The sequence below is a fragment of the Bradyrhizobium tropiciagri genome, assembly GCF_018130545.1.
GTDB lineage: Bacteria > Pseudomonadota > Alphaproteobacteria > Rhizobiales > Xanthobacteraceae > Bradyrhizobium > Bradyrhizobium tropiciagri_A.
This window is the reverse complement of the sequence record NZ_JAFCKF010000001.1, coordinates 680,043-700,214: the sequence shown is the minus strand read 5'-3', so window position 1 is coordinate 700,214 and position 20,172 is coordinate 680,043. Positions and strand designations below refer to the sequence as shown.

At 65.3% G+C, this 20,172-nt stretch carries 18 protein-coding genes; 11 read left to right on the top strand and 7 right to left on the bottom strand.

The window, feature by feature from the left end; genetic code table 11:
- Positions 1–9 precede the first annotated feature (9 nt).
- The 3 genes from ispH to rnhA are packed head-to-tail and all read left to right on the top strand — an operon-like array spanning position 10 to position 2,419.
- Positions 10–984, top strand: a complete 975-nt coding sequence (ispH, locus tag JQ616_RS03405; protein ID WP_212012230.1) for a 4-hydroxy-3-methylbut-2-enyl diphosphate reductase — start codon at positions 10–12, stop codon at positions 982–984.
- Positions 985–989: 5 nt separating this feature from the next.
- Positions 990–1,970 carry a homoserine kinase gene (locus tag JQ616_RS03400; protein WP_212012229.1) on the top strand — a complete coding sequence of 327 codons (981 nt, stop codon included), beginning with the start codon at positions 990–992 and terminating at the stop codon, positions 1,968–1,970.
- Complete coding sequence (gene rnhA / locus JQ616_RS03395) at positions 1,958–2,419, top strand: ribonuclease HI (RefSeq protein ID WP_249136361.1); 462 nt, start codon at positions 1,958–1,960, stop codon at positions 2,417–2,419. The genes JQ616_RS03400 and rnhA overlap by 13 nt, the downstream gene beginning before the upstream one ends.
- A gap of 157 nt (positions 2,420–2,576) precedes the next feature.
- Here rnhA and JQ616_RS03390 read toward each other — a convergent pair whose 3' ends face one another.
- From JQ616_RS03390 to JQ616_RS03365, 6 genes are all read right to left on the bottom strand, one after another.
- A complete protein-coding gene (locus JQ616_RS03390) occupies positions 2,577–3,062 on the bottom strand; it encodes a peroxiredoxin (RefSeq protein WP_024579081.1) in 486 nt (161 codons plus the stop codon).
- 209 nt (positions 3,063–3,271) lie between these two features.
- Positions 3,272–3,829: a DUF924 family protein gene (locus JQ616_RS03385; RefSeq protein ID WP_212012225.1), complete on the bottom strand. Its 558-nt coding sequence runs from the start codon at positions 3,827–3,829 to the stop codon at positions 3,272–3,274.
- 84 nt (positions 3,830–3,913) lie between these two features.
- On the bottom strand, positions 3,914–5,596 hold the full coding sequence (locus tag JQ616_RS03380) for a long-chain fatty acid--CoA ligase (RefSeq protein ID WP_212012223.1): 1,683 nt from the start codon (positions 5,594–5,596) through the stop codon (positions 3,914–3,916).
- A 180-nt stretch (positions 5,597–5,776) separates the two neighbouring features.
- Complete coding sequence (locus JQ616_RS03375; protein WP_212012221.1) at positions 5,777–7,210, bottom strand: D-alanyl-D-alanine carboxypeptidase family protein; 1,434 nt, start codon at positions 7,208–7,210, stop codon at positions 5,777–5,779.
- Positions 7,211–7,414: 204 nt separating this feature from the next.
- On the bottom strand, positions 7,415–9,193 hold the full coding sequence (locus tag JQ616_RS03370) for a glucan ABC transporter ATP-binding protein/ permease (RefSeq protein WP_212012220.1): 1,779 nt from the start codon (positions 9,191–9,193) through the stop codon (positions 7,415–7,417).
- Positions 9,194–9,396: 203 nt separating this feature from the next.
- Positions 9,397–10,452, bottom strand: coding sequence for an ABC transporter substrate-binding protein (locus tag JQ616_RS03365; RefSeq protein ID WP_212012219.1), 1,056 nt, complete (start codon positions 10,450–10,452; stop codon positions 9,397–9,399).
- 275 nt (positions 10,453–10,727) lie between these two features.
- Here JQ616_RS03365 and JQ616_RS03360 point away from each other — a divergent pair, with 275 nt between their 5' ends.
- The 7 genes from JQ616_RS03360 to JQ616_RS03330 all read left to right on the top strand — a co-directional run bounded on the left by JQ616_RS03360 (position 10,728) and on the right by JQ616_RS03330 (position 17,303).
- Complete coding sequence (locus tag JQ616_RS03360; RefSeq protein WP_212012218.1) at positions 10,728–11,168, top strand: hypothetical protein; 441 nt, start codon at positions 10,728–10,730, stop codon at positions 11,166–11,168.
- Positions 11,169–11,285: 117 nt separating this feature from the next.
- Positions 11,286–11,699, top strand: coding sequence for a phosphoribosyl-ATP diphosphatase (hisE, locus tag JQ616_RS03355; RefSeq protein ID WP_212012217.1), 414 nt, complete (start codon positions 11,286–11,288; stop codon positions 11,697–11,699).
- Positions 11,700–11,762: 63 nt separating this feature from the next.
- A complete protein-coding gene (locus JQ616_RS03350) occupies positions 11,763–12,344 on the top strand; it encodes a YqaA family protein (protein ID WP_212012216.1) in 582 nt (193 codons plus the stop codon).
- Positions 12,345–12,468: 124 nt separating this feature from the next.
- Positions 12,469–12,966, top strand: a complete 498-nt coding sequence (locus JQ616_RS03345) for a hypothetical protein (protein WP_249136487.1) — start codon at positions 12,469–12,471, stop codon at positions 12,964–12,966.
- Positions 12,967–13,143: 177 nt separating this feature from the next.
- A complete protein-coding gene (locus tag JQ616_RS03340) occupies positions 13,144–14,112 on the top strand; it encodes an NAD(P)H-dependent flavin oxidoreductase (RefSeq protein WP_212012215.1) in 969 nt (322 codons plus the stop codon).
- Positions 14,112–14,885, top strand: coding sequence for a thioesterase family protein (locus JQ616_RS03335; protein ID WP_212012214.1), 774 nt, complete (start codon positions 14,112–14,114; stop codon positions 14,883–14,885). Before JQ616_RS03340 ends, JQ616_RS03335 begins: the two co-directional genes overlap by 1 nt.
- 291 nt (positions 14,886–15,176) lie before the next feature.
- Positions 15,177–17,303, top strand: coding sequence for an ATP-binding protein (locus JQ616_RS03330; protein WP_212012212.1), 2,127 nt, complete (start codon positions 15,177–15,179; stop codon positions 17,301–17,303).
- A 147-nt stretch (positions 17,304–17,450) separates the two neighbouring features.
- Here the strand turns inward: JQ616_RS03330 and JQ616_RS03325 are convergent, their stop codons facing one another.
- Complete coding sequence (locus JQ616_RS03325; protein WP_212012211.1) at positions 17,451–19,013, bottom strand: AMP-binding protein; 1,563 nt, start codon at positions 19,011–19,013, stop codon at positions 17,451–17,453.
- Between the two features lie 85 nt (positions 19,014–19,098).
- On the opposite strand from JQ616_RS03325, the gene JQ616_RS03320 reads away from it, so the two are divergent.
- Positions 19,099–20,076, top strand: coding sequence for an NAD(P)H-dependent flavin oxidoreductase (locus tag JQ616_RS03320; RefSeq protein WP_212012209.1), 978 nt, complete (start codon positions 19,099–19,101; stop codon positions 20,074–20,076).
- Positions 20,077–20,172 lie beyond the last annotated feature (96 nt).

Genomic DNA, 20,172 nt, shown 5'->3' with positions numbered 1-20,172 from the left:
ACCAGCTCGATGTCAGTGAAAAAACCCGATCTCAGAATCGTGCTTTGTTCCCCCCGCGGTTTTTGCGCAGGGGTGGTCCGCGCCATCGACACCGTCGAACGTGCCCTCACCATTTATGGTGCCCCGGTCTATGTCCGGCACGAGATCGTCCATAACAAGTATGTGGTGGACAGCCTGAAGACCAAGGGTGCCATTTTCGTCGAGGAATTGTCCGAAATCCCCGACGAAACCAACGCCCCGGTGGTGTTTTCGGCCCATGGCGTTCCGAAATCGGTTCCGGCCGAGGCCAAATCGCGCAATTTCTTCTCGCTGGACGCGACCTGCCCGCTGGTGACCAAGGTCCACCGCGAGGCGGCGATCCATTTCAAGCGCGGCCGCGAGATCCTCTTGATCGGGCATTCGCATCACCCCGAGGTGGTCGGCACGCTGGGCCAGCTGCCCGAGGGCGCCGTGACCCTGATCGAGACCGCCGAGGATGCCAAGACCTTCGTCCCGAAGGACCCCGACAACCTCGCCTTCGTGACCCAGACCACGCTGTCGATCGACGACACCGCGGAGATCGTGGCGCTGCTCAAGCAGCGCTTCCCGAACGTCAACGGTCCGCACAAGGAAGACATCTGCTACGCCACCACCAACCGCCAGCTTGCGGTGAAGAAGGTGGCGCCGGTGGTCGATGCCCTGATCGTGGTCGGTGCGCCGAACTCGTCGAACTCGCAGCGCCTGCGCGAGGTCGCCGAGCGCGAGGGCTGCCCGATTGCGATTCTTGCGCAGCGGGCCAGCGACATCGATTGGTCGCGCTTCGAAGGCATCAAGAGCCTCGGCATCACCGCGGGTGCTTCTGCCCCGGAGGTGATCGTCGAGGAGATCATGGGCGCCTTCGCGGAGCGTTACGAACTGCACGTGGAGACGGTCTCGGCCGCGGAAGAGAACGAGTTCTTCCCGCTGCCGCGTTCGCTGCGGCCCGACGCTGCCGCGGCGGAATAGACCATATGGCGGTCTACACCGACGTTGCCGCCGAAGACCTCGCGGAATTCCTCAAAAGCTACGACATCGGCGAATTGCTCTCCTACAAGGGCATCGCCGAGGGCGTCGAGAATTCGAACTTCCTGCTGCACACCAGCCAGGGCGCCTACATCCTCACGCTCTATGAGAAGCGCGTGGCGGAGGACGACCTGCCGTACTTCCTGTCGCTGATGGCGCATCTCGCCGCGCGCGGCGTGTCGTGCCCGCAGCCGGCGCGCAACCGCAAGGGCGAGGTCACGAGCCGTCTCGCCGGCCGCCCGGCGGCGATCATCAATTTCCTCGAAGGCGTGTGGCCGCGCAAGCCGAACGTGGCGCATTGCTCCGGCGTCGGCGAGGCGCTGGCGAAGATGCATCTCGCCGGTGCCGACTTTCCGCTGGTGCGCACCAACCCGCTGTCGGTCGCCGGCTGGCGGCCGCTGTTCGCACTCTCCGCCGCGCGGGCCGATAGCGTACAGGCCGGATTGCACGACTTCATCGCGCGCGAGCTCGATCATCTCGAGGCGTCGTGGCCGACCGATCTGCCGGTCGGCGTGATCCATGCCGATTTGTTTCCCGACAACGTCTTCTTCCTCGGCGACAGACTGTCGGGCCTGATCGACTTCCCGTTCGCCTGCAACGATATCCTGGCCTACGACGTCGCGATCTGCCTCAACGCCTGGTGCTTCGAGCCGGATCACTCCTTCAACGTCACCAAGGCGCGTGCGCTGCTCAATGCCTATGGCCGCGAGCGGCCGTTGTCGGCGGCGGAAGAGGCGGCGCTGCCGCTGCTTGCGCGGGGGGCTGCGATGCGCTTCCTGCTGACGCGGCTGGTCGATTTCCTCAACGTGCCCGAAGGCGCACTGGTGCAGCCGAAGGACCCGCTGGAATACGTCCGCAAGCTGCGCTTCCAGCAGAATGTCGCAAGCCTCAACGACTACGGCATCACGTCGGCGGGATGCGCGGCGTGAGCGACAAGCCGCATGTGATTGTCTTCACCGATGGTGCCTGCTCCGGAAATCCGGGACCGGGCGGCTGGGGCGCGATCCTCCGGTTCGGCGACAAGGAAAAGGAACTGAAGGGCGGCGAGGGGCACACCACCAACAACCGCATGGAGCTGATGGCGGCGATCTCGGCGCTGGAAGCCTTGAAGAAGCCCTGCGTGGTCGACCTCACCACCGATAGCCAGTATGTCCGCCAGGGCATCACCGGCTGGATCCATGGCTGGAAGCGCAATGGCTGGCGCACCGCCGACAAGAAGCCGGTCAAGAATGTCGAGCTGTGGCAGCGCCTCGATGCCGCCCTGAAGCCGCATGAGGTGCGTTGGCACTGGATCAAGGGCCATGCCGGCCACGCCGAGAACGAACGCGCCGACGAGCTGGCGCGCGAAGGCGTGGCGATGGCGAGGTTGAAGGGGTAGGGCCCTCTCACCCTCTCCCCTTGTGGGAGAGGGTGGACGCGATGCGTAGCATCGCGGACGGGTGAGGGGTCTGTCTCCGCGGAGAGAACCCCTCATCCGGCGCGGATTGCATCCGCGCCACCTTCTCCCACAAGGGGAGAAGGGAAGACGTGTCCGCTCAGAGCTGCCCGAGCAGCGTATCGCCGCCGGAGACCTCGACCTTGCCCGGAGCCGGCTCCTTGTTGAGCTTCTTCACCACGCCGTCCTCGACCAGCATCGAGTAGCGGTGGGAGCGGATGCCGAGCCCGTTGCCGGAGGCGTCGAGCTCCATGCCGATCGCCTTGGCGAAGTCGGCATTGCCGTCGGCCAAGAAGACCGCCTCGTCGCGCTGGTCGGTGTCGCGCTTCCAGGCGTTCATCACGAAGGCATCGTTGACCGAGACGATCGCGATGGTGTCGACGCCCTTGTTCTTCATGGCATAGGCGTTGAGGAAGATGCTCGGCAGATGCATCTTGTGGCAGGTGCCGGTGTAGGCGCCGGGCACGGCAAACAGGGCGACCTTCTTGCCCTTGAAAATATCATCGGTGGTTTTGACCTGCGGACCCTCGGCGGTCATCACGCGAAACTTGGTTTCCGGCAGCTTGTCGCCAACATTGATCGTCATCGGTGTTCTCCCTCGGTGAAGCGGAATTGTCTTAAACCCGGCTGCGGAATGGCACAATACGGGCTCGCCGAGGAACGGCAATGCCGGAGGGCGGTCACCGTTCCGTCATCAGAGCATGATCCGGAAAAGTGCGAGGCGGTTTTCCGGAAAGATCATGCTTAAACAAGAATCTAAGGCGCGATGACGCTTCAGCCTGATCTCATCGCGCCTTAGCCTGAAAACCCGCCGGCATCGAGGAAAGCCTGCTCCTCGGCGGTCATTTCCCGACCCAGCACGGCATTCCGGTGCGGGAAGCGGCCGAACCGGCGGATGATGTCGGCGTGGTCCTCGGCATATTTGAGATTGTCGGGATGGCAGACATATTGCCGGAACAGCGTCACGCAGCGCTGCTGGTCGGCGAGGTCCTCGGAATGCTCGAACGGCAGATAGAGGAATTCGCGCAGCAACGGGTCGGTCCGCGCATCGACGCCGCGGTCGATGGCGCGCCTTGCCACGTCACGCGCCAGCGCATCACTTGAAAAGGTCCTGGCGTCGCCGCGAAACAGGTTGCGCGGAAACTGGTCGAGCACGATGGTCAACGCCAGCGCGCCCTCGTCGCTCGCCTCCCATGACGACAATCCGCCGGCAGCCGCGTTCTGCCAGGTGGCGAGGAAGCGGCCGCGGATATCGGCGTCGAAGGTGTCGTCGCGTGTGTACCAGCGGTCGCGGCCGGCTGCTTGCCAGAACGCGATGATTTCGGCAGGCGTCGCGATGCGGGCGTCAGTCATATCCGTCCAACGCCCGCCTTACTTGGCTCTTGTTTGAGCATGATCTTATTCGGAAAACCGCTTCGCACTTTTCCGGATCATGCTCTAAGCCGCAGCCTTCTTCTCGTCGCGCAGCTCGCGGCGCAGGATCTTGCCGACATTGGTCTTCGGCAAGTCGGTCCTGAACTCGATCTGCTTCGGCACCTTGTAGCCGGTAAGCTGGGTGGCGCTGAATTTGATGATGTCCTCGGCGGTGACGTTCGGGTCCTTCTTGACCACAAAGGCCTTCACCGCCTCGCCGGACTTGGCATCGGGCACGCCGATCACGGCGCATTCCAGCACGCCGGGATGACTCGCGATCACTTCCTCGATCTCGTTCGGATAGACGTTGAAGCCGGAGACCAGGATCATGTCCTTCTTGCGGTCGACGATCTTGGTGTAGCCCTTCTCGTCCATCACGCCGATGTCGCCGGTGCGGAAATAGCCGTCCGCCGTCATCACGCGCGCGGTTTCGTCGGGCCTGTTCCAGTAGCCGGACATGACCTGCGGGCCCTTGGCGCAGATCTCGCCGGCCTCGCCGAGCGGCAGCTCGTTGCCGTCGTCGTCGCGGATCGAGAGCCAGGTCGACGGGACCGGAAGGCCGATCGTCCCGGAGAATTCCTCGATCGTGGCGGGATTGCACGTCAGGGTCGGCGACGTCTCCGACAGGCCATAGCCTTCCGACAACGCGATGCCCGTGACCTTCAACCATTTCTCGGCGACCGGCCTCTGCGTCGCCATGCCGCCGCCATTGGCGATCTTCAGCTTGGAGAAGTCGAGCTTGTCGAATCCGGGCGTGTTCAGCAGGCCATTGTAGAGGGTGTTGACCGCCGGGAAGAAGCTGACCTGGTACTTCGACAGTTCCTTGACGAAGCCCGCCATGTCGCGCGGATTCGGAATCAGCAGATTGGTGCCGCCGGCCCGCATGCCCAGCAGATAGCACGCGGTGAGCGCGAAGACGTGATAGAGCGGCAGCGCGCAGACGATGACCATCTGCTCGACGATCGGCGGCTTCGCCAGCGCCGGCTGCAGCCAGGCGTCGTTCTGCAGCACGTTGGCCAGGATGTTGCGATGGAGCAGGGTGGCGCCCTTGGAGACGCCGGTGGTGCCGCCGGTATATTGCAGGAAGGCGACGTCATCGAGCGTCAGTGTCGGCTTGTTGAGCCTGGCCGCGCGGCCGGCCGACAGCGCCTCGTTGAACGTGACCGCGCCCGGGATCGACCAGGCCGGCACCATCTTCTTCACCCGGCGCACCACCAGGTTGACGATCACGCCCTTGAAGCCGAGCAGGTCGCCCATGCTGCCGACGATGACGTGCTTGACCGAGGTGTTGGGAAGCACCTTCTGCACGGTCGTGGCGAAGTTCTCCAGCACGACGATCGCTTCGGCGCCGGAATCCTTCAGCTGGTGCTCGAGCTCGCGCGGGGTGTAGAGCGGATTGACGTTGACCACGGCAAAGCCGGCGCGCAAGACGGCCGCGGTCGCGACCGGATATTGCAGCACGTTCGGCATCATCAGCGCGACCCGCGCGCCCTTTTGCAGGCCCTTGCTCTGCAGATAGGCGCCGAGCGCCGTCGACATCTCGTCGAGCTCGCGATAGGTGATCGCCTTGTCCATGCAGATGAACGCCTTGCGATCGGCGAATTTCTTGAAGCTCTCTTCCAGCAATTCAACCAGCGACGAATATTGCGTGACGTCGATATCGGCGGGCACGCCGGCTGGATAGTGCTTGAGCCAGATGCGCTCCATAATGGTCTTTCCCCTCTCTTATAAAATTGGCTGATGTCCCGGATTGTTTCCGGGTTGCTCGACCCTTGGTCGTATTATTCTTGGTCGCGGTATTTCAGCCAGTATTGAGCGATGCCGCGGCCAATGGCAAGCCGCTGCGCGCTATCGACGCATTGGGAGATCGGAGGGGGTGACGCCCTGCTAGCCGGCCGGCTTGGCGTCGGCCTTCGGCTTGTCGGCAGCTTTGGGCTTCGCAGCAGGCTTTGCCGCTGCCGGCTTGCCGGCAGGCTTCGCTGCGGCAGGCTTGTCCGCGGCCGGCTTCGCAGTTGCGGCATCGGGCTTTGCGTTGGCGTGACGCACGGGCTTGGCTGCGGGCTTGCTGTCAGATTTGGCTGCGCTCTTGGCGTCGCCCTTCGCGTCATCGGCCGCATCGGGCTTCTTGCCGGCGACGCGGCTGTGCTTGCCCTTGCCGCGCTTCGGCGCCGTCTGCAGCTTCTCGGTGTCGGCCTCGACTGCGGCGATCAACGCAGCACCGGTCTTGGTCGGCCCGGTATAGACCACGACCGGGTCGGACGCCGCCGCCGGCTGTGCCAGCATGTCGGCCGGCTTGGTCGGCACCGCGGCCTGCAGGCCCGAGGCGAAGAAGCTCACGCTGCCGTCGCCATTGCCAGCGTTTCCGGAGCTCGCGACGGTGTCTTCGCCGTCCTCGTCGCTGGCGGGCCGCTTGTGCTTGGCGCCGCACATCTCTTCGCGCAGGTTCGGCGGCGTGGAGTCGATCGGCACCAGATTGTCGACGGTGCCGAGCGAGGGCCGCAGCCACGCCAGCCCGTTATTGGCAAAGCCGCGATCCAGCAGCTGCGCGGCGCGGATCGCGCGCATGCGGCCCGAGGAAGCGCCGAGCACCACGGCGATCAGCCGCTTGCCGTCGCGCGTCGCCGAGGCCACCAGATTGTAGCCCGAGGCGCAGATGAAGCCGGTCTTGAAGCCGTCGGCGCCGGGATAGCGGCCGATCAGCTTGTTGAAGTTCTGGGTAATGCGGCGGCCGAAGCGGATCGAGGGGATGTGGACGAAATACTCGTATTCCGGCAGGTCGCGGATGATGGCGCGGGCGAGGATCGCCATGTCGCGCGCCGAGGTGATCTGGCCATCGGCGGGCAGGCCGTTCGGGTTGACGTAGCTGGTTTGCGTCATGCCGAGCTTTTGCGCGGTCTGGTTCATCATCCCGGCAAAGCCGTCGATCGAGCCACCGACGCCCTCGGCCAGCACCACGGCCATGTCGTTCGCCGACTTCACCAGCATCATCTTCAGCGCGTTGTCGATGGTGACCTGGGTGCCGGGCCGCAGGCCCATCTTCGAGGGCGATTGCGAAGCAGCGTTCGGCGACACCGTGAGCAGCGTGTCGAGCGAGACGCGGCCGTCCTTGACCGCCTTCAGCGTCACATAGGCCGTCATCAACTTGCTGAGCGACGCCGGATACCACGGCATTGTCGCGTTGTCGGCCTGCAGCACCTTTCCGCTATCGGCCTCGATGACCAGCAGCGCTTCGGCTTGCGCGATCTGCGGCGTTGCGATGGCGAGCATCGCGACGGCCAGGATCCATTTCAACGACGGGCGCAGCGGGCGAGGAAAATGCACGAATCCGGTTCCGGTCCTTTGAGACCCGCCTTCAAGCAAAGGAGGTCTTGCGATTACGACGTACGGGTTTCAAGCGTGTCCGGCGCCGCGTTGCGGCGATGCAAACCCTATACCGGCTTGCCAGCAGAGAACAGAGGCCGGGGAATTATATCGTGGACGAAATCGGCTGAATTTCGGCAGCCGTCTCAATTGGAAACGGGAGAATTATGGTGTCTCGATGCCGGCGCGCGCCTGCTCCTGAACCATGAACTGAGCCCGCGCGAGATCGGCAAAACGCCCGCCTTTTGCCACCAGTTCATCGAAAGTTCCGCTTTCGATCACCCGTCCCTGGTCGAACAGCAGGATGCGGGTGGCATGGCGGATGGTCGAGAGCCGGTGCGCGATCACGAAGGTGGTGCGACCCTTCATCACTTCGTCGAGAGCGGCGTTCACCTTGGCCTCGGTGACGGCGTCGAGCGCGCTGGTCGCCTCGTCGAGGATCAGGATCGGCGGATCCTTCAAGAGCGCACGTGCGATCGACAGCCGCTGACGTTCGCCGCCCGAGAGCATGCGGCCGCGCTCGCCGGCATGGGTCTCGAACTTCTTGTCGCTGCGCTCGATGAAATCCAGCGCCTGCGCGCGCGCCGCGGCGGTACGCAGCTCCTCATCGGTCGCATCGGGCTTGCCGACGCGCAGGTTCTCAGCGAGCGAACGGTTGAACAGCAGCGCCTCCTGGAACACGACGCCGATGTTCCGCCGCAGCGCCGTCAGCTTCATCGCGCGGATGTCCATCCCGTCGATCTTGATGATGCCGGATTGCGGATCGAACGCGCGATGCAGCAGCGCGATCGCGGTGGACTTGCCGGCGCCTGTCGAGCCGACCAGCGCGATGGTCTGGCCCGGCAATGCGGTGAAGGAGAGGTCCTCGATCGCCGGCCGCTTGCCGTCATAGGAGAACGAGACGTCGTTGAACTCGACGAGGCCCGACAGCCGTCCGGGATCGATCGCGCCGGGCCGGTCACGCACCGCCGGCACCGCATCGAGCACGTCGAAGAATTCCTGCAGCCGCGGCGCTTCCATGAAGACGTTGTTGATGAAGCTCACCACCTGTTCGAGCTTCTGGATCAGCATGGTGGCGAACGAGACGAACATCACGATCTCGCCGACCGTGGTGAGGCCTTCATTATGGAGCGCGATGCCGACGGTGAAGATCGCCAGCACCGTGATCGTGGTCGAGGCGCGCGTGATCACGGTGACCAGCGCCCACCAGGACAGCACCGGCATCTGCACCGCGAGCAGCTTGTCGGCGACGTAGCGCAGGCCCTGCACCTCGGAATCGATCCGCACGAAGCTCTGCACCAGCGCGACATTGCCGAGCGCGTCGGAGGCGCGCGCCGAGAGATCGCTGTAATAGGCCTCGACCTCGCTCTGCATGCCGTAGGTCTTGCGCACCACCAGCGTGGTCAGCACGGTGAACACGACGCAGAGCGCGAACAGCAGGATCGCCAGTCGCCAGTTGATGTAGAGCGCGAGCGGCAGCAGCACGATCAGCGACATGATCGCGGCGAAATGCTCGCGGAAGAAGCCGAGCCAGAGCCGCCACAGCGCGTCGGTGCCGTTCAACATCACCTTCATCAGCCGTCCGGAATGGGTGCCGGAGTGGAAGGTCAGCGGCAGCTGCAGGATGTGCTCGAAATAACCCGTCAGCACCGCCTGGCGCTGGCGGTGCGCCAGCCGGTCGGCTTGTAGCGCCACGATCGCGCTGCAGCCGATCGTGAACAGGCCGAACGCCGCCCAGGCCACCAGCAGCGGCCAGGCCGAGGAGGTCGCGAACAGCCCGGTGACCGGCCGGCCCGACAGCACGTCGACGATCTTGCCGAACAATACCGGCTCGGCGAATTGCGCGGCGGCGAGCAGCATGTTGGCGACGGCAAGGATCCAGCCGAGCCGTGCCTCCTTGCCGAGCAGTTCGAGGACGCGGGTATAGAGGCGGAGCATGGACATGCCGGCGGGACTCGTAAGCGGTGGACGCCCGATCAGGCGGGATGCGATCTAATCAGGGTTCGTGATGCAGGGCCAGCGGTGACAGCGCGTCATGCTCGGGTGACGGTGATTCTGGCGAGCGGCTCCCTACGCCGTCGTCCTGGCGAAAGCCAGGACGACGCTGAACATTTGGTGCCGTTCGTCAGTCATGCATTCGCATGCTCTCAATTCACCAGCCGGCCATCGATCGGCGGCAGGAATTGGTCGTCGAAGATGTCGGCGGCGTGTGGCCGCTTCTGGAATTTGAAGTCCTCCGCGAGTTGGTCGACCGAGCGTTCGAAGCGCTCCACCTCGATGCCGCCGAGGCCATTGCGCTTCACTTCGCTGGTCAGGATGTTGTCGCGGATGATGGCGCTCAGGCGCTCGAGCTCCAGGTCGCGCGAGCCGCCGTCCATCCGGCTCACCACCTCGCCCGTGGCGCGGGCAGGATCCTTGACGGCGAGGTTGGTGCCGCCGATCACCGCGCGCACGAACCCTTTCACCACGTCCGGCTTCGCCGCCGCAAGCCGCGGGCTCACGATCACGGCGAAGCCATAAGCCACGCAGCCATAATCGGCGAAGCGCAGCACCGCGAGATCGTCGGCGGGCACGCCGCGATCCCGCAAATTGATCGCGGAGAGATAGGAGAACCCGGTCACGGCATCGACCTGTCCGGCAGACAGCATCGGCTCGCGTACCGCGGCGCTGATCGTGTTCTGCTTGACGCTCGCAAGCTTGATGCCGTTCTGCCTGGCGACTGCGGGCCACAGCCGGATCGAGAGGTCGCCCTCGGCGACGCCGAGGTTCTTGCCCTCCATGTCGGTCAGCGTGTTGATGCCGCGGCTCTTGCGGGCAATGATCGCGTAGGGCGCCTGGTTGAACAGCACGAACACCGCCTTGACGGGCGCGGCACCAGGCTTGTCGCGAAAGCGGATCAGCGCGTTGATGTCGACGAGGGCGAAATCGCTCGCACCGTCGGCGACGCGCGCGATGGCATCCGCCGAGCTGGTCGCGACATTGGTGCCGACGCTTAAGCCCTCGGCGCCGAACAGGCCGCCGGTGGACGCCATCACGAAAGGTGCGGCGACAGCATCAAGCGGACGGTCGAGCGTGAACTGGATCGAGAGCGGCTGCGGCGGATCGCCGGCGTGCAGCGGCGTCAAGGCCGGCCACACGCCGCCCGAAAGGCCGATCGTGCCGGCCAGTATCCAGCGGAGAACGGTGGTCCGACTTACCTGCATCATGCCATCCGGGAGGCGAGACAAAGTGCCGCGCCGGCTGCGCGCCTGTTTCACGACATCGCATGCGCCAACGAAAGCTGCAGTTCAAGCGTCAATTTCAGGCGCTATTTGCAGGCATTTTGCCCTGGGCAAGGTGAACGCCCGATGACTGCCAGGGGTTGACCTGTTTGCACTTAAGGGTTGTTCAGCTTGCATTCGGTTTGGGGAACCTAATCTAGAGGTGGTGGTTGGCTAACCAAGGCCCGTCGGGCCGGCTTCCACAAAGGATGACTGCAATGTTTGCGCGAAAGGGTGTTTTTTCGTCCATTGGCCGCGCAGCCACATTGGCAACGGTTGCCGCGGTGGCGTTGACGGCCGTTGAGCCGACGATGGCGTTCGCAGGCTCAGCTCCAGCGGGCAAGGCGGCCACCGTGACGACGTCACAAGGTACGAGCGGTGCGACCGACATCAGTGCGCGCCGTCGTTACTATCGTGGCGGCGGTGGTGGCGCGGCCGCTGCGGCCATGTTCGCCGGGATCGTCGGCACCGGCCTGGCGATCGCCGCAGCCCAGAACCGCCGCGACTATTACGACTCCTACGGCTACTACGGTGGCCCCGGTTACTACGGCGGTCCCGCCTATTACGGTGGCGGCCCGGTCTATTACGGCGGTGGACCGTATTATGGTTATCACGGCTATTACGGGCGCCGCTCGACGCTGCCCTATACGCCGTACTGATGCCGCATCGGCGGTTCTCAGAACTGTCACAAACATCGATCCACCGGCTGCAAGGCCGGTGGATTTTTCAATTGTGCCGTTAACACGCTGGCGACGCGTTTCGATTAGGCTCGAAGGATGAGTGATTCGATCGAGCGGCTTTACGAAGCGGTGATCGTGGCCAAGGATCTTGATCCGGCGACGTCGCGCACGGCACGGCTGTTCCAGCGTGGGCCGGCCAAGATGGCCAAGAAGCTTGCCGAGGAAGCGGTCGAGGTCGTGATCGACGCCATCAGCGGCAAGACGGATGCCGTGGTCCGCGAGAGCGCGGACCTGCTCTACAATCTCACGGTGCTCTGGGCATCCGCCGGCGTGAAGCCGGACGATGTCTGGCGCGAGATGGAGCGGCGCGAGCGGCTGCTCGGGATCGCGGAGAAGCTGCCGAAGTCACCGGTCAAGGTCTCCAAGAGCCTTTCCAAAACCGCGCCCGTGCCGGTGGTTCGGCGTCGAATTGTCGCGCTGGAGAACCGGCTGCGCAAACGGCAGCCGTAAATCAACCCAATTCGGCCCAATCCCGGCATGGACAAATCGGCTCCATGATGGTTCATCGCGCCCATGTTGAAACGGATTTACGACTGGTGCGTCGACGCGGCCGACAAGCCCTACGCACTGTGGATTCTCGCGGCCGTCGCGTTCGCTGAGAGCTCCTTCTTCCCGATCCCTCCCGACATCATGCTGCTGCCGATGTCGCTGGCGCGGCCGAAGCGGGCCTGGTGGTTCGCGGCCGTCTGCACCGTCGCGTCCGTTGCCGGCGGCGTGCTCGGCTACGCGATCGGCGCGCTGCTCTACGACTCGCTCGGGCAATGGCTGATGCATCTCTACGGTCTCACCGACAAGGTCGACGCGTTCCGCGCCTCCTACGCCGAGTGGGGTGCCGTCATCATCCTGGTGAAGGGACTGACGCCGATCCCCTACAAGCTGGTGACGATCACCTCGGGCTTTGCCGGCTACAACATCTGGCTGTTCATCCTGTGCTCGATCGTCGCGCGTGGCGGGCGCTTCTTCTTCGTCGCGGTGCTGCTCAACCGCTATGGCGATGTCATCCGCGCCGAGCTCGAGAAGCGGCTCGGCCTGTGGGTCGCGATCGGCGCGATCGTGCTGGTGCTGGGCTTTGTCGTCGCATTCAAGCTGATCTGACCAAAGTTCTAGTCATCAGCGTCTTTGCCTGCGGACGGCTTCGGACTACGCTCGCTGCGATGGCCGATGGAATCGACGACCGGTGAATCTCGCGAGACTCAATCCCGCCAAGGCGCGCGTTGCGATGGCGGGCCTCGCGCTGTCGATGGCGCTGCCTGCGATCGATAGGGGATGGGCGCAGAGTGCGTCACCTACGCTTGGCGTCCAGTCACCGGCGCAGCAGCCTGTCCAGCAGCAGCCGCAACAGATCGAGCTGCCGGCCGCGCCGGTCGAGCGCGAGAATCCCGGGCTGATCAACGAAATCGGAAAATTGTTCGAAAGGTCGAAGACGGCACTGCCGCCGCTGAAGAGCCCCGGCGAGACCTTCAACGACCTCACGAACATCGCGCGCCCCTCGACCGTGGTGACCGGCCGCGCGGTCTGCGTGGTGGCCTCGAACGGCGCGCCGGATTGCAAGACCGGCGCCGACCGGCTGTGCCAGAGCAAAGGCTTCAAGGAAGGCAAGGGCATCGACACCGACGCGTCAGAGAAATGCTCGCCGCTGGTCTATCTGCCCGGCCACAAGCGCGGCCCGAACGACTGCAAGACGGAAAATTTCGTGACGCGGGCAGTCTGCCAGTAGCCACACGGAAAATTGCGTCTGGGATGCCAGATGCGCGCGGAAAAGCTGGTGTCAGGATGAGGTTTTGTCATCCTTATTGCAGCGCCAAAACGCAATACTTGACACTGGAAAGATTGCCTTGTTGGTATGATCGCCAGCATTCGAGATCAATCGACCAACCCTGAGGATCCGCCGCCTATGTCCATGCCTGCTCTGTTCAAGGGCCGCCTGTCTCTTCCCGTGATCGGGGCACCGCTGTTCATCATCTCCGTGCCCGACCTCGTCATCGCCCAGTGCAAGGCCGGCGTGGTCGGCTCGTTCCCGTCGCTGAACGCGCGGCCGCCGGAACTGCTCGACGAATGGCTGTACCGGATCAAGGAAGAGCTCGCCGCCTATGACAAGGCGCATCCGGAGCGGCCGTCGGCGCCGTTCGCGGTCAACCAGATCGTGCACAAGTCGAACAACCGGCTCGATCACGACATGGCGCTTTGCGAGAAACACAAGGTGCCGATGATCATCTCCTCGCTCGGCGCGCGCGAGGAGCTCAACCAGGCCGTCCATGGCTGGGGCGGCATCGTCTTCCACGACGTGATCAATCAGAAGTTTGCCCACAAGGCGATCGAGAAGGGCGCCGATGGCCTGATCCTGGTCGCGGCCGGCGCCGGCGGCCATGCCGGCACGCTGTCACCGTTCCCGTTCGTGTCGGAGACGCGGCAGTGGTTCGACGGACCCATTGCGCTGTCGGGCACAATTGCCAACGGCCGCGCCATCCGCGCCGCGCGCATCATCGGCGCCGACTTCGCCTATATCGGCTCCGCCTTCATCGCGACGCAGGAAGCGAATGCGGTCGAGGGCTACAAGAGCATGATCACCAACTCGTCGGCCGAGGACATCGTCTACTCCAATCTGTTCACCGGCGTGCACGGCAATTATTTGAAGCCGTCGATCGTCGCGGCCGGCATGGATCCGGAAAACCTGCCGACGTCAGATCCCTCGAAGATGAGCTTCGGTACGGACTCGTCGGGCGAGCGCGCCAAGCCGAAGGCCTGGAAGGAAATCTGGGGCTCCGGCCAGGGCGTCGGCAGCATCTCCAAGGTGGTGCCCGCGGCCGAGCTGATTGGCCGCTTCAAGAAGGAATATGACGAAGCGGTCGATCCGGCGCTTTGATGGAGCCGATCTTCAGGGTTGACGGCGACCGTGTCGTCACCAGTCCCGACGCCGCGGGTCCGTGGGACCCGCGGATGCAGCACGGCTCCGCGCCGGCGGCGCTGGTGGTGTGGGCGGCCGAAGCGATCCCGACGCCGGTGCCGATGCGGATCGCGCGGGTCACCATCGACCTGATGCGTCCGGTGCCGGTGGCGCCGCTGACGGTGCAAAGCGAGATCCTGCGCGACGGCCGCAAGATCCAGCTCTGCGGCGTCCGACTGCTTGCCGACGGCGTCCTCGTGGTGTCGGCGACAGTGCTCAAGATCAAGCTGCAATCGGCCGAGCTGCCGCCGGACATCGCCGCCCTTCCGGTCGATCTGCCGGGGCCGGACGACAGCATGGTCGAGCCGGGCAATCTCGCCAACAGCCCGTTCGTGAAGTGCATCTCGATGCGGGCCGCGCGCGGTCGCTTTGGCGTGATGGGCCCGGGCGCGATCTGGTTCCGCGTCAACCAGCCGCTGATCGCGGGCGCCGCCGTGTCGCAGGCGATGCGCGCGGTGGTCGCCTCGGATTTCTCCAACGGCACCTCGCCGGCGCTCGATTTCAGCCAATGGACCTTCATCAACGCCGATCTCACCGTGAGCCTTTCGCGTGAGCCGGTCGGCGACTGGATCCTGCTCGACGGTGAATCCTGGATCGGGCCTGACGGCGCCGGGCTTGCGATGTCGCGCCTTGCCGACGCCAGCGGCTATTTCGGCCGGGCGGTCCAGAGCCTGGTGATTGAGCGGCGCTAGCCTGCGCTTCTCCGACCTCCCCTCGAAAAGGGGGGGCGCTTGGCCGGCCGGGTCTACTGTGCATGGGGTTGTTTCACCGATTCAGGCGGCGGGAGCCGGCCAAGCGACTGGCCCTGCGGCAAAAATAACCTCGCTTCACGGGAACGCTTGGCGGCACCAGCGAGTTTCGCTCCGGTTAGGGGGCCCCATGACGCGTATCGATCCCGCCGCCGGCATCGTGGCATTGGCCGCCCGGCGGCTTCGTGCTGTGCCGGCCGGTCTCGATGCCCGGCCGCCGCAGGGGTGGACGCGATGAAGCCCGGCCCGTCCTCGGAACGCGCGGTCATCCTCGCCGCGAGCGAGCGGGACGCCGTCAAGACCGCCCATCTGATCAAGGAAGCCGGTTACTACGCCAATATCTGCGCTGATCTCGCCGAGCTCGAGCGCCAGGTCGCAAGCGGCGCGGGCCTTGCCATCATTGCCGATGAGGCGATCCGGACCGCCGACCTTGCCGGCCTGACGCGCTGGCTCAACGCGCAGCCGTCATGGTCGGATTTCCCAATCGTGCTGATGAGCGAGGCCGGGCCTCCCGAGCGTAATCCGGAAGCGGCGCGGCTCGGCCGTGCGCTCGGCAATGTCACCTTCGTCGAGCGGCCGTTCCATCCGACCACGCTGGTGAGCCTGGTCGCCGCCTCGGTGCGCGGCCGCCGCCGCCAGTACCAGACCCGTCAGATCCTCGAGGACCTGACCGAGAGCGAAGGCCTGTTGCAGACCGCGCTCGATGCCGGGCATCTCGGCGCGCTCGAGCTTCATCTGCCGGATTTCGTGCTCGAGGCGTCGCCGACGTGCAAGACGTTCTTCGGGCGCAATCCCCGCGATCCCTTCACCTATCAGGAACTGCTGGATGCGGTGCATCCCGACGACCGCGCCCGCCGCAACGAGATCGTCGAGCAGACGCTGCGCACCGGCGCGGACTACCGGATCGAATATCGCAACATCTGGCCCGACGGCTCCCAGCACTGGGTCGATGTGCGCGCCCGCGCGGTGCGTCGCCCCGACGGCAGCATCCGCTCGCTGGTCGGGGTCTGCTCCGACATCACCGCGCGCAAGACCGCGGAGATCGAGCGCGAGGCGCTGCTGGCGCAGCTCGCCGCCGAGCGCACCGCGCTGGCCGAACTCACCGCGACGCTGGAGCAGCGGGTCGAGCAGCGCACCGCCGACCTGATGAAGGAGGTCGCCGCCCGCGAGCGGGCGCAGGAGCAGCTCCGCCATGCCCAGAAGATGGAGGCGATCGGCCAGCTCACCGGCGGCGTCGCACACGACTTCAACAATCTCCTGATGGCGGTGATGGGCAATCTCGATCTGCTGCGCAAGCGGATGCCGGAGGATCCGCGGCTGCGCCGGCTGGTCGACGGCGCGCTGCAGGGCGCCGAGCGCGGCGCCTCGCTGACACAGCGACTGCTGGCGTTCGCGCGGCAGCAGGATCTGCGCGCGGTGCCGGTCGATCTCGGCGCGCTGGTGCGCGACATGAGCAACCTGCTGGAGCGTTCGCTCGGACCGCGCATCGTGCTGCGGCTCGACATCCCCGAAGGACTGCCGCCGGCCTGCGTCGATACCAACCAGCTCGAGCTTGCGGTCCTCAACCTGGCGATCAATGCGCGCGACGCGATGCCGGATGGCGGCGTGATCGAGATCCGCCTTGCAGCCTCGCAGGCCAAAGGTGATGCCGTGCTGCAGCCGGGCAAATACCTGAAATTGTCGGTGGTCGACAGCGGCACCGGCATGTCGCCGGACGTTCTGAAGCGGGCGATCGAGCCGTTCTTCTCGTCGAAGCCGGTGGGCAAGGGCACCGGGCTCGGCCTGTCGATGGTGCATGGGCTCGCGGTGCAGCTCGGCGGCGCGCTGCAGCTGTCGAGTGCGGTCGGCAAGGGCACCACCGCTGCGCTGGTGCTGCCGGTCGCGACAACGGCGCCGGCGATCGCGAGCGCGGCGCCCGTGCCGCAGCAGGTCAAGCGCTCGGCGGTGATCCTGCTGGTCGACGACGATTCGCTGATCGCGATGTCGACCATGGAGATGCTGGAGGACCTCGGTCATCGCGTGATCGGCGTGCATTCCGGACCGCAGGCGCTCGATATCCTCAGGAGCGATCAGGAGATCGACCTGATGATGACCGATCACGTGATGCCCGGCATGACCGGCATCGAGCTCGCTGCGGCCGCGCGCAAGCTGCGACCGCAACTCCTCGTGCTGCTCGCCACCGGCTATGCCGAATTGCCCGACGGCATCCAGCTCGACCTGCCGCGACTGGCCAAACCCTATCACCAGGATCAGCTGCGCGAGCGGCTCGATCAATTGTTGGGGCAGGGGGCGAGGCAGCACGCGGCCGCGGCCGGCGACAGCAGCCTCGCCCCGCCTTCTACGCTCTCACCGTCACCCTGAGGTGCGAGCGGAGCGAGCCTCGAAGGGCGACGGCCCGGCTGTCGCCGTGAGCTGAGACCGAGGCTGCCGTAGCATCGGGGCCGTGCATCCTTCGAGGCTCGCAAGCGCTCGCACCTCAGGATGACGGGATTAAAAGTCTTGCCGCCCTCACCCCACCATGCGGTCACGGCCGGACCAGAAGCGCGCCTTCAGCACCTTCTTGTCGACCTTGCCGACACCCGTCATCGGCAGCTCCTTGACGAACTGGATCTGTTTCGGCGCGTGTGCCGATCCCTTCTTGGCCTTCACCAGGCCGATCAGCTCGTCGGCGTTGGGCACCGCGCCCTCGCGCGCCACCACGACGGCCGTGACGGCCTCGCCCCATTTGTCGTCGGGCACGCCGACCACGGCAACCATCGCCACATCGGCGTGCTGCGACAGCACGTCTTCGACCTCGCGCGGGAAGATGTTGAAGCCGCCGGAGACGATCATGTCCTTCTTGCGGTCGAGGATGAACATGTAGCCGCGCTCGTCCATGCGCGCGATGTCGCCGGTGTGCAGCCAGCCATTCTTCAGCGTCTCCGCCGTGATGTCGGGCCGCTTCCAGTATTCGGCCATCACATGGCTGGCGCGGACGCAGATCTCGCCAGCCTCGCCGGGTGCGACCTCCTGGTCGTCGTGATCGAGGATCTTGACCTGGCAGGCCGTGATCGGGAAGCCGCAGGACGCGAACAGCTCCGGCGTCTTCGGATCGTGGTCGGCCTTGCGCAGCACCGAGATCGGGTAGCATTCGGTCTGACCGTAAAGCTGCGAGAACACCGGGCCGATCCGCTCGATACCCTCGACCAGCCGGCTCGGCGACATCGCGGAGGCGCCGTAAAGCAGCAGCTCGAGCGAGGAGAGATCGGTTTTCGGTAGCGCGGGATGATCCAGCATCACATAGATCATCGTCGGCACGAACAGCGTGAAGTTGATCTTCTCGCGTTCGATGGTCTTGAACACGGCCTCCGGATCGAACCCCTTCAGCATGTGCACGGTGCCGCCGCGCATCAGCGTCGGCAGCACTTTTGTGCCGGCGACATGGCTGATCGGTGCCACCGTGAGGTAGCGCGGCGTCTCCGGAATCTCGAAGTCGGCGAGGATCGCGGTGGTGGCGCCGGCATTCTCGCGGTGATGGCGCAGTGCGCCCTTGGATTTGCCCGTCGTGCCGCCGGTGTAATTCAGGATGGCGATATCGTCGTAACGGGCGAAGCTTCTTGGACTCGCGCTGCCGGCGTCTTCCACCGCTCGCAACAGGTCGGCGCCGTAACTCGCCGGGCCGAGCGTGAACACGGTCTTCAGGCCCGCCGCCTTCGCCGCGAGCTCGCCGCCGCGGTCGCGAAACGTGATGCCGTCGACGATCAGCATCTCGGCTTCGGAGTCTTCGATCTGGAACAGCTGGTCGTCGAGTGAGCCGAGCGGATGCAGCCAGGTGATCGCAAGCCGCGACAATTGCGCGGCGACGCCGGCGCACCATGTGTCGGCGCGGTTGGCGGTGAGCATCGCGACGCGGGTGCCCGGCGCAAAGCCGAGCCGCATGAACACGCTCTGCATCCGTCCGATCAGGTCGGTCGCGCTCTGATAGCTGAGCGATCCGCCCGGCCATGCGAAGGCGGTGCGCGACGGATAACGTGCCAGCGCCCGCAAGGTCTGTTCGCATACCGCCGGAAATGCATAGAGCGGATTGCTCATGTCGTGGTCTCCTCCCGCTTTGTGTTTGGCCGCTCGCGTGCCAATGTTGCGGCAAAGCTAACACAATGATGATGGGAAGACGCAATTGTCCGCTGATCCTCTCGCGCGTTTTCGCGATCGTCTTCGGTTGCCGCTGATTGCGGCGCCGATGTTTCTGGTCTCGGGTGTCGAGCTGGTGGTAGCCGCCTGCCGCAACGGCGTGATCGGTTCGTTTCCGACGGTGAATTGCCGTGAGACGGAACAGCTCGATGCATGGCTCGGCGATATCGAGGGTCGCTTGCAGGCGCACGAAGATGCCAGCGGCAAAGCGGCGGCGCCGATCTGCCCGAACCTGATCGTGCATCGCTCCAACACGAGACTGGCGCAGGATCTCGCAGTGCTGTTGCGGCACAAGCCCGAGCTCGTGATCACTTCGGTCGGCTCGCCGGCGCCGGTGCTCGCGCCACTGCACGAAGCCGGTGCACGGGTGTTTGCCGACGTTGCGTCGATCCGCCATGCCGAGCGCGCGGTCGCGGCGGGCGCCGACGGGCTCGTGCTGCTCACCGCGGGCGCCGGCGGACAGACCGGCTGGCTCAATCCGTTCGTGTTCGTCCGCGCGGTGCGCGGATTCTTCGACGGCCCGATCGTGCTCGCCGGCGGCATCAGCGACGGCCACGCGCTGCGCGCCGCAGAGGCGCTCGGCTGCGACCTCGCTTACATGGGCACCAAGTTCATCGCGACGCGTGAGAGCATGGCGGACAACAGGTACAAGCAGATGCTGGTCGATGCGACTGCCGACGACATCCTGCTGACGACGGCGTTCACCGGCCTGCAGACCAACATGCTGCGGCCCTCGATCGAGGCCGCGGGACTTGATCCCGACGACCTGCCGGCGCGCGGCGCGATCGACATCGGCAAGGACATCGACATCGGCGCCCGCGAAAGCCGCCCGAAACGCTGGCGCGACATCTGGAGCGGCGGTCACTCCACCTCGGGGGTAACCGGGGTGCTCGGCGTCGACGAGCTCGTGGCACAGACCGTCGCGGAGTACGCGGCGGCGAGCGCGCGGGTGCGGCTCGCCTGAGCATTCAAGTCCCGCCTGTCCGCTTAACGCGGCATTAACCATGCCAGTCCCAACTATGCGTCACGGGATGGTCTGCCGCCACGGCCGGCCGCCTGG

Coding starts and splice junctions, on each gene's coding strand:
- ispH (WP_212012230.1), top strand. CDS start 10: ATGTCAGTGAAAAAACCCGATCTCAGAATCGTGCTTTGTTCCCCCCGC.
- JQ616_RS03400 (WP_212012229.1), top strand. CDS start 990: ATGGCGGTCTACACCGACGTTGCCGCCGAAGACCTCGCGGAATTCCTC.
- rnhA (WP_249136361.1), top strand. CDS start 1,958: ATGCGCGGCGTGAGCGACAAGCCGCATGTGATTGTCTTCACCGATGGT.
- JQ616_RS03390 (WP_024579081.1), bottom strand. CDS start 3,062: ATGACGATCAATGTTGGCGACAAGCTGCCGGAAACCAAGTTTCGCGTG.
- JQ616_RS03385 (WP_212012225.1), bottom strand. CDS start 3,829: ATGACTGACGCCCGCATCGCGACGCCTGCCGAAATCATCGCGTTCTGG.
- JQ616_RS03380 (WP_212012223.1), bottom strand. CDS start 5,596: ATGGAGCGCATCTGGCTCAAGCACTATCCAGCCGGCGTGCCCGCCGAT.
- JQ616_RS03370 (WP_212012220.1), bottom strand. CDS start 9,193: ATGTCCATGCTCCGCCTCTATACCCGCGTCCTCGAACTGCTCGGCAAG.
- JQ616_RS03365 (WP_212012219.1), bottom strand. CDS start 10,452: ATGCAGGTAAGTCGGACCACCGTTCTCCGCTGGATACTGGCCGGCACG.
- JQ616_RS03360 (WP_212012218.1), top strand. CDS start 10,728: ATGTTTGCGCGAAAGGGTGTTTTTTCGTCCATTGGCCGCGCAGCCACA.
- hisE (WP_212012217.1), top strand. CDS start 11,286: ATGAGTGATTCGATCGAGCGGCTTTACGAAGCGGTGATCGTGGCCAAG.
- JQ616_RS03350 (WP_212012216.1), top strand. CDS start 11,763: ATGTTGAAACGGATTTACGACTGGTGCGTCGACGCGGCCGACAAGCCC.
- JQ616_RS03345 (WP_249136487.1), top strand. CDS start 12,469: ATGGCGGGCCTCGCGCTGTCGATGGCGCTGCCTGCGATCGATAGGGGA.
- JQ616_RS03340 (WP_212012215.1), top strand. CDS start 13,144: ATGTCCATGCCTGCTCTGTTCAAGGGCCGCCTGTCTCTTCCCGTGATC.
- JQ616_RS03335 (WP_212012214.1), top strand. CDS start 14,112: ATGGAGCCGATCTTCAGGGTTGACGGCGACCGTGTCGTCACCAGTCCC.
- JQ616_RS03330 (WP_212012212.1), top strand. CDS start 15,177: ATGAAGCCCGGCCCGTCCTCGGAACGCGCGGTCATCCTCGCCGCGAGC.
- JQ616_RS03325 (WP_212012211.1), bottom strand. CDS start 19,013: ATGAGCAATCCGCTCTATGCATTTCCGGCGGTATGCGAACAGACCTTG.